14 protein-coding genes and 2 tRNA genes are annotated in these 11975 nt (G+C 49.1%); 2 read left to right on the forward strand and 14 right to left on the reverse strand.

The genetic code is table 11. From position 1 onward, the window contains the following. Position 1: 1 nt before the first annotated feature. The 4 genes from IPK30_11465 to IPK30_11480 are packed head-to-tail and all read right to left on the reverse strand — an operon-like array spanning position 2 to position 4296. Positions 2-1552: an acyl-CoA synthetase gene (locus IPK30_11465; protein MBK8103853.1), complete on the reverse strand. Its 1551-nt coding sequence runs from the start codon at positions 1550-1552 to the stop codon at positions 2-4. Positions 1553-1582: 30 nt separating this feature from the next. After that, the gene (locus IPK30_11470; GenBank protein ID MBK8103854.1) at positions 1583-2023 is read right to left on the reverse strand and encodes a GtrA family protein; all 441 of its coding nucleotides are present in this window, start codon (positions 2021-2023) and stop codon (positions 1583-1585) included. A gap of 5 nt (positions 2024-2028) precedes the next feature. Continuing rightward, positions 2029-3336 (reverse strand): NAD(P)/FAD-dependent oxidoreductase, encoded by a 1308-nt coding sequence (locus IPK30_11475; protein ID MBK8103855.1) that lies wholly within the window; start codon positions 3334-3336, stop codon positions 2029-2031. A 9-nt stretch (positions 3337-3345) separates the two neighbouring features. After that, positions 3346-4296, reverse strand: coding sequence for an NAD-dependent epimerase/dehydratase family protein (locus IPK30_11480; protein ID MBK8103856.1), 951 nt, complete (start codon positions 4294-4296; stop codon positions 3346-3348). 200 nt (positions 4297-4496) lie between these two features. Here IPK30_11480 and IPK30_11485 point away from each other — a divergent pair, with 200 nt between their 5' ends. Beyond that, positions 4497-5342, forward strand: coding sequence for a phytanoyl-CoA dioxygenase family protein (locus IPK30_11485; GenBank protein MBK8103857.1), 846 nt, complete (start codon positions 4497-4499; stop codon positions 5340-5342). Here the strand turns inward: IPK30_11485 and msrA are convergent. The 7 genes from msrA to IPK30_11520 all read right to left on the reverse strand — a co-directional run bounded on the left by msrA (position 5309) and on the right by IPK30_11520 (position 8912). Then, complete coding sequence (msrA, locus tag IPK30_11490; protein MBK8103858.1) at positions 5309-5929, reverse strand: peptide-methionine (S)-S-oxide reductase MsrA; 621 nt, start codon at positions 5927-5929, stop codon at positions 5309-5311. The two genes, IPK30_11485 and msrA, sit on opposite strands and share 34 nt — an antisense overlap. A 151-nt stretch (positions 5930-6080) precedes the next feature. After that, positions 6081-6938: a CoA ester lyase gene (locus tag IPK30_11495; GenBank protein MBK8103859.1), complete on the reverse strand. Its 858-nt coding sequence runs from the start codon at positions 6936-6938 to the stop codon at positions 6081-6083. A gap of 91 nt (positions 6939-7029) precedes the next feature. Then, a complete protein-coding gene (locus IPK30_11500; protein ID MBK8103860.1) occupies positions 7030-7608 on the reverse strand; it encodes a superoxide dismutase [Fe] in 579 nt (192 codons plus the stop codon). A 286-nt stretch (positions 7609-7894) separates the two neighbouring features. After that, positions 7895-7968: transfer RNA gene (locus IPK30_11505), tRNA-Cys, on the reverse strand. 4 nt (positions 7969-7972) lie between these two features. Continuing rightward, a tRNA-Gly gene (locus IPK30_11510) sits at positions 7973-8048 on the reverse strand. A gap of 75 nt (positions 8049-8123) precedes the next feature. Then, complete coding sequence (gene rraA, locus IPK30_11515; GenBank protein ID MBK8103861.1) at positions 8124-8600, reverse strand: ribonuclease E activity regulator RraA; 477 nt, start codon at positions 8598-8600, stop codon at positions 8124-8126. 9 nt (positions 8601-8609) lie between these two features. Beyond that, positions 8610-8912, reverse strand: a complete 303-nt coding sequence (locus tag IPK30_11520) for a Rieske (2Fe-2S) protein (protein ID MBK8103862.1) — start codon at positions 8910-8912, stop codon at positions 8610-8612. A 30-nt stretch (positions 8913-8942) separates the two neighbouring features. Between IPK30_11520 and pabB the strand changes: the two genes are divergently transcribed. Beyond that, positions 8943-10397 (forward strand): aminodeoxychorismate synthase component I, encoded by a 1455-nt coding sequence (pabB, locus tag IPK30_11525; GenBank protein ID MBK8103863.1) that lies wholly within the window; start codon positions 8943-8945, stop codon positions 10395-10397. Positions 10398-10445: 48 nt separating this feature from the next. Here pabB and IPK30_11530 read toward each other — a convergent pair whose 3' ends face one another. The 3 genes from IPK30_11530 to IPK30_11540 all read right to left on the reverse strand — a co-directional run bounded on the left by IPK30_11530 (position 10446) and on the right by IPK30_11540 (position 11888). Further along, entirely contained in the window at positions 10446-10766 is a 321-nt protein-coding gene (locus IPK30_11530) for a ComEA family DNA-binding protein (GenBank protein MBK8103864.1), read from the reverse strand. Between the two features lie 121 nt (positions 10767-10887). Next, entirely contained in the window at positions 10888-11583 is a 696-nt protein-coding gene (gene pyrF, locus IPK30_11535) for an orotidine-5'-phosphate decarboxylase (GenBank protein MBK8103865.1), read from the reverse strand. Between the two features lie 20 nt (positions 11584-11603). Next, positions 11604-11888 carry a LapA family protein gene (locus IPK30_11540; protein MBK8103866.1) on the reverse strand — a complete coding sequence of 95 codons (285 nt, stop codon included), beginning with the start codon at positions 11886-11888 and terminating at the stop codon, positions 11604-11606. Between the last annotated feature and the right edge of the window lie 87 nt (positions 11889-11975).

Genomic DNA, 11975 nt, shown 5'->3' on the forward strand with positions numbered 1-11975 from the left:
ATCAGTTGATCGCCTTGCCTTCTTGCCAATAACGATCTTTCATCAAGCGTTTTTTGATTTTTCCTGTTTCTTCACGCGGCAATTCTTTCTCAAAATCAATGCTGCGCGGGCATTTAATCGAGCTAATTTTTGAGCGGCAGTACTCGATCAATTCTTTTTCTAGCTCCGCATCGGCTTCTTCCCAGCGCGCCGGCTGCACCACCGCCTTAACTTCTTCCCCCATTTCTGGGTGCGGCACACCAAACACAGCCACATCAAATACTTTAGGGTGTGTGATCAAACAATCTTCTGTTTCTTGCGGATAAATATTTACCCCGCCAGAAATAATCATGTAGGACTTGCGATCGGTGAGAAACAAATAGCCGTCGGCATCGAGATAACCAACATCGCCAATTGTTGTCCAGCCGTCGCGAATCGTGATGGATTGCTTTTTATCTGCATCGCCGTGGTAATCGAAATGCGCGCCTTTAGAACAGTAAATTGTGCCTATTTCTCCTGCCGGCAATTCTTCACCGGTTTCGTCGTCCACGATGTGAACTTGTGCATCGACACATTTCCCCACCGTGCCAGGACGCGCCAACCACTCTTGCGGGCTAACCATAAAAATACCGTTGCGTTCAGAGCCAGAGTAAAACTCCCACAACACAGGCCCCCACCACGCCATGATTTGTTGCTTCACGGCTACTGGGCAAGGCGCAGCGCCGTGAATGGCAAATTTCATACTGGAAACATCATATTTTTCGCGCACTGCTTCAGGCAATTTCAACAAGCGCACAAACATAGTTGGCACCCATTGGCTGTACGCAATTTTGTATTTCTCAATCAATTGCAAAGCTTTTTCTTCATCAAATTTTTCCATGATGACAACAGTGGAGCCCAGACGATGACAGCCTGTGGCAAAACCCAATGGCGCTGAGTGATACAGCGGCGAAGTTGATAAGGAAACCGTGTCGTGATTCACACCCATAAATTGTGCCAAACCCACTGAACGCACAATATCCGGTGCCTCACCCAAACCACCTTCACTCAGCGGAAACTTAATGCCTTTCGGCCTGCCTGTTGTGCCCGATGAATACAACATTTCACGCCCTTCGGATTCATCGGCAATCGATGTTGTCCGCTGCGCAGCCAAGGCTTTTTCAAAAGATTGGAAGCCTTGCTGTTCACCATCAACCATGTAACAAGCTTTTACTTCAGGCAATTTCCCTAGCAACGGCTTCACTTTGTCAGCAAACTTTTCTGCCACGACCAAAACCTTGGCATGGCAGTTATTGATGATGTATTCCATTTCATCCGTCTGTAAGTAATAGCTGATCGGTGTGAAATACAACCCTGCTCGTGTTGCGCCCCAAACGAGATCAAAAAAACGAATATGGTTATCTAACAAAAAGGCGATGTGGTCACCGCGCTGCAAACCGTGGCTGCGCATTAAATGCGCCACTTGATTAGACTGGGCTTCTAGCTGCCCAAACGAAACGGTTTCTCCTGTGCTCGCCATAATCACGGCGGGATGTTCTGGGCGATTTTTGGCATGAAAGTGTGGGTGCAACATTGCTTTATCCTATGAAGGTTTATGAAAGTGTTAATCCGGTATGACTTTCCGACCAAAAGTCAGGTATTTGTGCCCCAAAAAACTGCTAAACATCGGCACACCCATGCCTATCACATGCGCTATCTCTTTCGGGTGCCAGTTCCAATGAATAGCAGGAAACAGATGATCGGCCAACACCACGCTAACAATCAGCGTTTGCGCAATAGCGGCCAAAGTAACAAAAACAAACAGGGCAATTTCTTGCCATAGCGGACGAATGCCCTGCCCAAACACCTTGCGCTGATACATAAAAAAAGCAAAAACAGTTCCGATAATATAGGCAAGAACAATCGCGTATGAATATCCAACAAATGGATCCAGCAACAAGCGAGAAACAAAGTTGACTGCCGCCGCGGCTAAAGCAGAAAAAAAGAATCGCGCAAACTGGACAGATAAAAACTCGCCCACTAATTTTCGTAATGCTTTATCCATTTTAATTATGCATCCGCAGCGTGCGCTGCTAAATCAGCCAGCTGTTTACCCACACGAATACTGTCTGTAATCGATCGATCTTGCGGGTAGTAATAACTGGTATCCGCCATAAAAAATCCGCCAATTGGGCTTTGCATAGGCGGCAGCGTACTGAGATAGGCTGGCGTACAAACCGGTTGCGCATAAAAATAACGCGAGATATGCAGCGCTTTGATCCAGCTTTCGTCAAAATTGGGATTTACATCGCGCAAACAGCGGATGGTTTCACTGCGAAATTGTTCGCTGTCCCAGCTGTATTTCACATGGTCTTGTGGCATGTAATAGGGAATGTAAACCACGGTATCTGGCAAAGGGTTCAGATTCGTGTATTCAATAATGCCAGGGATGCCGTACTGTGTGTCGGTGATGTTCAACCAAAAATACGGCGTGAGTGACTGCTTCAATTTCAGTTTTACTGTCACCACACCTACATTGCGAATCGCCGCTAATTTTTGCAAATCTTCCTGCGGCAAATCTGGCACGATGCGCGCGACATAAGGTAGAGGAATGGTGGAAATCACCGCATCAAATATCTGCGTTTCACCTTTCACGACCAAACCGGCAATACGCCCATCTTCCACTTGTATCTTGTCAATCGGCGTGCCGACATAAATATGTCCACCTCGCTTCCGAATGGCCTCCTCTATAGCTAGCAAAAAAACATCGGAGCCGCCTTCAAGGTAACCCAACTTCTCCTTGAATAGACTTTGGCGACTGTGCGCCACACGCTGCACGCGCGCAGCTATCCATGCAGCAGACACTTCTTCTTTGAACTGATAAAACTTCAGTGATAACAGCGGCTCCCACAAAATCTTATACGCACGCTCACCTAGCATATTTTTTAGCCAAGTCGTTGCGGTTTTCTTATCCAGCGAAGAAAAATCTTTCAGGTGTTTACAGTACATAACCTGAGTGGCATAGCGAATTTTTTCCAGCAAGGACAAGCCTGGAAATTTCAACAAGGCCAACGGCTCACCCCAGTTATGCAGTTTCTGCTGATGAAATACCCCCATACGGGTATTCACCCAATGCAACTTGTCGGCAATGCCCAATTCTTCCAGTAGTTGAAAATAATCATAATCCGTCGTGCATAAAAAATGGAAAAACCGCTCGATAGGCAGACCATCAAAATCAAACGAAGCTGACATGCCGCCCAAGCGATCACCGGCTTCAAATAAACTCACCTGATGCCCCTGCTTCAGCAAATGCCATGCAGCAGCCAAGCCCATCGGCCCTCCGCCCAACACTGCAATTTTCTTTTTCTCATTTATCATGGATTGGCTTCAGCGTTTGACAACAATTTTTGAATAAACAGGATGTGTAAAAGTTTCATTAATCGCCTGCAGAAAGGGCGTGGGCGTTACGCCAAATTCCTGTTCAATATCCACGCCCACAAAATAATCCCCAGCCGCCAAGGCATGCAGTTGCGCGCTGGTAAATGGCGGCTGCCGCATGATTTTTGCAGCTAACTGCAATAACACATCAAAGAAGCCGAAGGGAATACGCAGGATAATTGTACGCAAGGCTTTTATTTCTTTAATAGCCTTAATGATGGCGATGTAGTCTACATCCTCTTTGCCAACAATGTCATAAGCCAAACCTTCCCTACTGCTTTCCAAGCAAGCTAATAGCACGCGGCAAAAATCGCGGTTATACAGCGGCTGCCGAATAAACTTTCCATCACCTGGAATGGGGAAAATGGGCGTGCGCTCCATAAAGCGCGACAGCCAACCAAAATGCTTAGGATCAAACCATCCGAACATCAAGGTCGGGCGCAAAATACAATGTGAAATACCAGACTGCTTGACTAGATTCTCTTGCGCGCGTTTGGTGCGTGTATACGCATCATCTGCCGCAGAATGCAGTACCGAAGAACTGACATGCAGCAAATACGGCACTTGGTGTTGTCGACAGGCAGCCAACACCTGTTGCGTGGCAGCAATATTGTTGCGCTCAAACGCATCGTCGTGCAGCGCAGTGATTTGCGCGTGCAATTGAATCACGGCCTCGGCACCAGCAAAGCACTGTTGCCACTCACCCGCTTCTGCCAAATCCGCACACAGCGTTTGTAAATCGGGGTTGAGTTTTACGGCTATCGCCAGATTTTCTGCGTGACGATCTATCGCCACCATATTGCGATAGCCCTTCTCGCGCAGCAGCAACAACAGATTCTGCCCCACCAAACCGGCAGCACCGGTGATGACAATTTTGCTCTGTGATGCGAGTGTGGGCATAGCGGCCTAATTGCGAAAAAGCGAGCCATCATGCCGAAAGCGCACACTAAATTCAACGCAACAAAATGCCATAAATTCAATAGCTTGCGCCTTGAAAAGTGGTTGCCCCGCTCTTTGAATACATGGTAGCTTGACCAGCATCAATCCACGATTGGCCGCGCGCACTGCACAATAGCGCCGCCTGCCGATGAGAATGCACAATGACCGCCGCCGCACCGTTCACATTGACCCGCCAACAAAAAAACTTCTTCGATACATTTGGTTATCTAGTGATTCCAGGTTTGCTGAAAAATTGCATTGAAGAGGTATCCACGGTCTTCAACCAACTGTTTGAGCACAACCCTGAAGAAGTGGTGGATTGGCGGCACGAAGCGCATTACATGAAATCGCGCCGTTTTTTATTGCAATTTATTGAGCGCCGCCCAGAGTTGTCCGCCCTGCTAGAACACCCTGTTATTGACGGTATTTTTTGCGACCTGTTGGGCACGGATTATCTCTACCGCGCCAGCGACGGCAATATCTTCACTGGCGATACCTACTGGCACTCCGATTTGTACGGTGCATTCTTCAAATATCGCCATGTAAAAATTTTGCTGTATTTAGAGCCGCTGGATGCCAATAACGGCGGCTTTCGCGCCATCCCTGGCAGCCATTTATTTGGCGATAAATTCGCCAATTTATGTGAGCGCTATGTGTGGAAACACGAGCAGCACCTCGGGCTAGAAAAAGACGATGTACCTAGCATCAGCATCCCCACCCAACCCGGCGATGCCTTGGTGTTTGACTACCGCCTCAAACATGCGACCAATCACACACAAGCTGATCGCAGGATGATGAGCATTTGCGCCTCGCAGCGTTTTGCGGATGAAGATCTGCCTGAACTCGCTAGATTGACCCAAATGTATCTCGATATGGCCGGTGGCGGCGGTATCTACCACCCTCGCTTTACCGAACACGCCACCCCAGCCCAGCGCCAACACATGACGCAATGTTTGGAAGCCTTTCAATACATTCAGGATGGGAAGCTCGGCAGCCCCGTAGCCTGATAAGTGATATTGGGGCAGTAGCCGGTAGGATTTTTGGTCAGATATTGCTGGTGGTAAGGCTCGGCAAAATAGAACGACGGCGCGCTCAGAATCTCCGTGGAGATCTGCCCTGCGCCAACCTCATTCAAAGCCTGCTGATATTTTTCTGCACTCGCCAGTGCCGCTTGCAGTTGGCTGGCATCGAAGCAGTAAATCCCTGAGCGGTACTGCGTGCCGATGTCATTGCCCTGTCGCATACCCAAGGTTGGGTTATGCCCCTGCCAAAACACAGTCAGCAGTTGCTCAAAGCTAATGGTTGCCGGATCAAACACCACTTGCACCACTTCGTTATGCCCAGTCAACCCGCTGCACACTTCCTCGTACAACGGATTGGGCGTGAAGCCACCGGCATAGCCCACCGCCGTGGTGTAAACGCCAGCCAGTTGCCAATACTTCTTCTCCGCGCCCCAGAAGCAACCCATGCCAAACATGGCCAGTTGGTAGCCTCGCGGGAAAGGTGGCTGCATGGGCGCGCCTAAAACTGCGTGGTGCGCAGGCACCGGCATCAGCGCGTTACGCCCTGGCAGCGCTTCGTTTGGCGATGGCATATGCAACATTTTCATACATCACCTATAAATCAAATAAAAACAAATAGTTGCAAACTATATCTAATGTTATTTATTGCTAATAGCACGAAGCAACCCAGTGCGAAACATTAATATAAATCAACATGTTATATATAAAACTTAATGTTAAACATCAAATTAATTGATTGGCTGAAATCGCCTGCTGCAACAGCAAAATACGCTCCGCCTCCGCTGCATGCAGATTCTCGATTAACTTGCCATCCAGTACCGCCATGCCCGAACCTTCGACCTCTGCCGCACGCCAAGCATCCAGCACTTTCTGCGCATGGGCAACTTCGCTAGGAGACGGAGCAAAAGTTTGATTGACCACCGCAATTTGATCGGGATGAATCAGCGACTTGCCATCAAACCCCAGCCACTTGCCCTGCTCACACACGGCTGCGAAGCTCTCAGCGTCACGAAAGTTCAAATACACGCCGTCGATAATATCGATGCCCGCACCGCGCGCCGCACACACACAGCGGCCGAGCGCGTACTGCAAACCCATGCGATCTGCTCGCGGCGGCACACGCAATTCTTTGGATAAATCCGATGTGCCCATCACCAACACCTGCAAGCGCGGGTGTGCCTGCGCAATGGCTTCTACATTCATCACACCGCGCGGCGTTTCTATCATCGCCCACAGTTGAATGTGTTCAGGCAGACGCGCAGCAACTGCTTGCACGGTTGCTGCTGTTTCTACTTTGGGCAACACGACAATTTTGGCCGCGCTGGCGGCACAGGCCGTTAAATCATCTTCAAACCAAGGCGTACCTTGTGCATTGATGCGCACTACCACTTCGCGACGACCGAACCCGCCCGTGTTTACTGCCGCTACCGCCTGCTGGCGCGCTTCTGCTTTTGCTGTGGGCGATACGGCATCTTCCAGGTCAATCACGATGCAATCTGCCGGCAAGTTGCGCGCTTTTTCCAAGGCGCGCGCATTGTTAGCGGGCATATACAACACAGAGCGACGCGGTGTAATCAACATGAAAAAATCCTGCACATAAAAACCATACGTTCACAAACAGAAACGCCCCTAATAAGGGGCGCTGCTGCTCGCGTTTTACTGCCAAGCAAAATCAAGCAAAGTTTTTGGCCACAAAATCCCAGTTGACCAAGCTCCAGAACGATTCCACATACTTGGCGCGCAGGTTGCGGTAGTCGATGTAGTAAGCGTGTTCCCATACATCGCAGGTCAGCAAGGGTTTTTTGCCTTCAGTCAACGGGCAGCCAGCAGCACCCATGTTGACGATTTCCACTGAGCCATCGGCATTTTTTACCAACCACGTCCACGCGGAGCCGAAGTTGCCCACTGCCATGGTGCTGAATTTTTCTTTGAACGCGGCAAATGAACCGTAGGCTTTGTTGATGGCATCAGCCAATGCGCCAGTTGGCTCGCCGCCGCCGTTGGGCTTCATGCAGTTCCAGTAGAACGAGTGGTTCCAAATTTGCGCTGCGTTGTTGTAAACGCCACCTGATGAAGTTTTGATGATGTCTTCGAGGCTCTTACCTTCAAATTCTGTACCGGGCACCAAATTGTTCAAGTTGGTGACATAAGCCTGATGGTGTTTGCTGTAGTGAAACTCCAGCGTTTCAGCAGAGATGTGCGGTGCCAGTGCGTCTTTTGCGTAAGGCAGTGCAGGTAATTCGAAGGCCATGAGAGTTCTCCATTTAACTGTAAAAACAGGGGGCTGCTAGTCTACTAGTGATTGCCAGCCTGAGCTATCACCCCGGCACCACCAAGCCCGCCCAGTTGTCACGCACAGTGCTGTAAGTGGAGGATCAGGGTATGTAGGTATCAGCCTTGAGGACATACCCACAAAAATACCCACACACTTGCCGGAAGTAAAGGAACTTTGGCGAACCAAGAGGAACAAAGCCCGCAACTATTTAGTGTTAAATCAGTAAGTTACGGGCTTTTACGAACATCCCCGGAGGGGTAGATGGAGGCGCGGGTCGGAATCGAACCGGCGTACGCGGAGTTGCAGTCCGCTACATGACCACTCTGCCACCGCGCCAAACTGGAGCGGAAAAGGAGACTCGAACTCCCGACCCCGACCTTGGCAAGGTCGTGCTCTACCAACTGAGCTATTTCCGCGAAAAGTGACAGCCTTAAACAACAAGGCGAGCCGCGTATTCTATGAGCAGATTGCTAATAGTCAACAAAAACAAACTACAACAATGGCTTAGACGAAAGAATAATGCCGTTGTTGTCTGCGTACAGGTATTCACCGTTGTTGATGGCTGCTCCCGCTATCTTTAGCGATACGCCAACATCACCCAAGCCGCGCCGCTCGGTTTTGAGCGGAATACAGCCCAGTGCATGCACGCCCAAATCCATAGCGGCAATGGCATCCACATCGCGAATGGCACCGTAAATCACCACGCCGTTCCAGCCGTTCTGAACGGCGCTGGCGGCGATCAAATCGCCCATCAGGGCGCGGCGCAAGGAGCCACCCCCGTCCACCACCAATACCTTGCCCTGCCCCGCTGTGGCCAATTGCGCTTTCACCGCTGAGTTATCCTCAAAGCATTTCACGGTGACAATTTGCCCACCAAAAGCCTCGCGGCCGCCATAGCTAACAAACAGCGGCTCTAATACAGTGATGTCTTGCTCATGGGCATCACATAAATCGGGCGTGGAAATCATGTTTTCTCCTCAATCAACCAAAATGCCGACGCTCTGCTGTTCAAACGCGGGCGTGTATTTTACAAGTTGCAGACCGCAAGTAGCTGCCTGCCCTGTGCGCACATCAAATGCAATGCCATGCCAAGGGCAAATAAGCTGTCCGCTGCGTATGCTGCCTCTGTCCAGCGCAGCACCGGCGTGAGGGCATATGTTATCGACAATGTGAATCTGGTCATCACACTGAAAAAGCAGTAGATTGCGCCCGTCCACCATAACGGCGCGTTTGTAGCCATCATGCATACGATGCAGTTTTTCTAGCGCGATAAATCGCATAAAAATCCTATCGATTGTTATTTAAACCTCATGAACTCCACACAGCAGCACCCAGCACTTGTACTGCATCCGCTACCGTATCTCGCTGACAGCTTGCAGTATTTTCACACTATCGCTGCACAGCTGCCAATGCCGCTGATTTTGCAAAGCGACATTACGCCTCAACGCGCAACATCAACAACGGAGCCGCGCGGCAGGTTCGATATCATCACCGCTGCCCCCGAATTCACTCTGCAGACACACGGCGGAAGCATTCAATGGTTTGGCACAAAACCAACCGTCGACTCCTCGACCGATAGCTTCTCTACTTTGCACGCAGTTGTCATAGAAATGCTGACAACAAATGTAGATTTTTCAGCAGCCACCCAACATGAGCTGCCTTTTTGCGGCGGGCTGATTGGCTATTGCAGCTATGACCTTGCCAGAGAATATGCGCCGCTAACAACCGGCGCAAAACAAGATATTGATATCCCTGACATGCAATTTAGTTTCTACGGCTGGGCGTGCATTCAAGACCACAAAAAGCAACAAAGCTGGCTACTGATTCATCCACAATGCAACAAAGAGATTGCACAAACATTACCCACGATTCTGCTTTCCCATACATCAAGCACTAACAACTACTTAGAGCAGAGATTTTCATCTGAATTTGTTAGCAATATGGCGAAATCTGAATACACGGAAAAGTTTTCCACAATACAGGAGTACATCTGCGCAGGTGATTGCTATCAAATCAACTTTGCACAACGATTTTCCTGTAGAACAACACAAACACCTCTGGAGTTATATCAACACCTACGCGAAGTAATGCCATCACCGTTTTGTGCGTTTATTCCCATTTATGGCAGAGAGGACAATGCCATCCTGTCGTTTTCACCTGAACGCTTTGTGCAATTGGATACCAATGGCGTAGCCACAAGCCAGCCGATCAAAGGCACAATTTCACGCCAAGCTGACACCCAGCAAGACCAACAAGCTGCACTTACACTGCAAAAAGACCCAAAAAACCTCGCAGAAAATCTGATGATTGTGGATTTACTGCGCAACGATTTTGGCAAAGTGTGTGAAATTGGCAGCGTGAATGTAAAAAAACTATTCGAACTGCAAAGTTTTTCAAATGTGCATCATTTGGTTAGCACGATAGAAGGAAAACTAAACACGGAATACAACGGTGCAGATTTGCTGCAAGCCTGCTTCCCCGGCGGCTCGATAACGGGCGCTCCCAAATTACGCGCCATGCAAATTATTGATGAAGTAGAACCACATCGTCGCAGCATCTATTGCGGCAGTATTGTGCTGTATTCCGCACACGGCGCGATGGACAGCAACATCATGATTCGCACACTCCTATTCAATGAAGGAAACCTATTTTGCTGGGGTGGTGGTGGTATTGTTGCCGATTCTGAAAGTGACAATGAATACCAAGAATCGCTCACCAAAGTGCAAACGCTGCTCAATGCGCTACAAGGAAATCACAGGCAATAAAAAACCCAGCGCGCTGGGTTTTACAGGGATTGTGATAAGTGAGCGATATTAAATTGCAATCAAGCTTCTGTTTTTCTCCAAAGTAGCCTGACCAATACCTGGCACATTTACCAAATCATCAACACTTTTGAAAGCGCCGTTCTGCTCACGAAAACTAACGATTGCCTGCGCTTTCTTCATGCCAATGCCGTTCAGCTTATCTGCCAGCGTTGTCGCATCTGCCGTGTTGATATTCACCATAGCGGATGCTGCTTGTTGCTGTGCTGCAGTAGCAACAGGTTGGTTGGTGTTTTTGGTTGGCTCTGCGTGGACCACACCAGCCGTCAATGCCGATGCCACAAGAACAGATGCCACGAAAGATTTAATCATGTTCATAAAAACTCCTTGTAAGAAATTAAATGCAATCCCTGCGCATTTATTATTACTAAAATTTCAATGAGTGTCTGTCAGCCATATCCTCAACGATGTAAGACACTGCTTACAAAGGCGTTTACCGCAAAGAGGCATTGATGGCACTCAACGCCGCCGCAGGATTTTCTGCCTGCGTAATAGGACGACCAATCACCAAATAATGGCTGCCGTTATCCAGCGCTTCGCGCGGCGTCATGATGCGCGATTGGTCTCCTGCCGCGCTGCCCGCAGGTCGAATGCCCGGTGTAACTTGGCAAAAATCCCTGCCAAAACGCTCGCGCAGCAGCGTTGATTCCTTAGCTGAACACACCACCCCATCCAAGCCGGCATTGGCCGCCATACCAGCCAAATGCACAATATGGCTTTCCAGCGATTGTTCCACACCAATTTGCTGCAAATCTTGCTGATCCATACTGGTTAAAACGGTTACCGCGATTAACAATGGATCAGATTTATCTGACAACGCAGCACGCGCCGCCTCCAACATTTTAGCGCCACCGCTGGCATGCACATTTACCATCCACACACCCAAATCGCGCGCAGCTTTCAGTGCTTGGGCAACGGTTGTTGGGATGTCGTGAAATTTCAAATCCAAAAAAACATCAAAATTTCTCTGCACCAACTGCTTAACAATCGCAGGACCACAGGCGGTAAATAACTCCTTTCCTACTTTCAACCGACAGTCTGTCGCATTTAGCTGATCAACAATTACTAGGGCATTGCGCTCACTATGCACATCCAAAGCCACAACAACTGGGGATTTATTTCCAGACATTTCTCTTACCTATGGAATCATTAAATTGTGGAGCCACTTTTCTGCTTGGCTGCTTTTATCTGATTACGCAGCACTTTCACATGTACTTGATGCCGCATTGCCTGCACTGCACTCACACTCAAGCCCAATAAAGCGCCAGCCACAAAAAACATCAGCAGCCACAAAGCTAGTTGAATATTTTCTATGGGATAACCGAACCAATGAACAGTTACAGCCTCCATATTATCGAGATAAAACCAGACCCCAATCACCGCGCCCGCCGCTAGCACCACGAGTGACAGCACTTTCGAAAACCATTTTTTCATAGCAGCTTATCCTTCAAATAATCACCGCCAAAAAGAAACGGCATGCGGTGGTTGCCACATGCCGTTTGCGAGTACATCACAGAAAAA

The organism is Cellvibrionales bacterium (genome assembly GCA_016713115.1).
Classification (GTDB): domain Bacteria; phylum Pseudomonadota; class Gammaproteobacteria; order Pseudomonadales; family UBA7239; genus UBA7239.

Excerpts from the sequence above, each read along its gene's own strand:
- IPK30_11465 (MBK8103853.1), bottom strand. The coding sequence starts at position 1,552 with ATGTTGCACCCACACTTTCATGCCAAAAATCGCCCAGAACATCCCGCC.
- IPK30_11470 (MBK8103854.1), bottom strand. The coding sequence starts at position 2,023 with ATGGATAAAGCATTACGAAAATTAGTGGGCGAGTTTTTATCTGTCCAG.
- IPK30_11475 (MBK8103855.1), bottom strand. The coding sequence starts at position 3,336 with ATGATAAATGAGAAAAAGAAAATTGCAGTGTTGGGCGGAGGGCCGATG.
- IPK30_11480 (MBK8103856.1), bottom strand. The coding sequence starts at position 4,296 with ATGCCCACACTCGCATCACAGAGCAAAATTGTCATCACCGGTGCTGCC.
- IPK30_11485 (MBK8103857.1), top strand. The coding sequence starts at position 4,497 with ATGACCGCCGCCGCACCGTTCACATTGACCCGCCAACAAAAAAACTTC.
- msrA (MBK8103858.1), bottom strand. The coding sequence starts at position 5,929 with ATGCCATCGCCAAACGAAGCGCTGCCAGGGCGTAACGCGCTGATGCCG.
- IPK30_11495 (MBK8103859.1), bottom strand. The coding sequence starts at position 6,938 with ATGTTGATTACACCGCGTCGCTCTGTGTTGTATATGCCCGCTAACAAT.
- IPK30_11500 (MBK8103860.1), bottom strand. The coding sequence starts at position 7,608 with ATGGCCTTCGAATTACCTGCACTGCCTTACGCAAAAGACGCACTGGCA.
- rraA (MBK8103861.1), bottom strand. The coding sequence starts at position 8,600 with ATGATTTCCACGCCCGATTTATGTGATGCCCATGAGCAAGACATCACT.
- IPK30_11520 (MBK8103862.1), bottom strand. The coding sequence starts at position 8,912 with ATGCGATTTATCGCGCTAGAAAAACTGCATCGTATGCATGATGGCTAC.
- pabB (MBK8103863.1), top strand. The coding sequence starts at position 8,943 with ATGAACTCCACACAGCAGCACCCAGCACTTGTACTGCATCCGCTACCG.
- IPK30_11530 (MBK8103864.1), bottom strand. The coding sequence starts at position 10,766 with ATGATTAAATCTTTCGTGGCATCTGTTCTTGTGGCATCGGCATTGACG.
- pyrF (MBK8103865.1), bottom strand. The coding sequence starts at position 11,583 with ATGTCTGGAAATAAATCCCCAGTTGTTGTGGCTTTGGATGTGCATAGT.
- IPK30_11540 (MBK8103866.1), bottom strand. The coding sequence starts at position 11,888 with ATGAAAAAATGGTTTTCGAAAGTGCTGTCACTCGTGGTGCTAGCGGCG.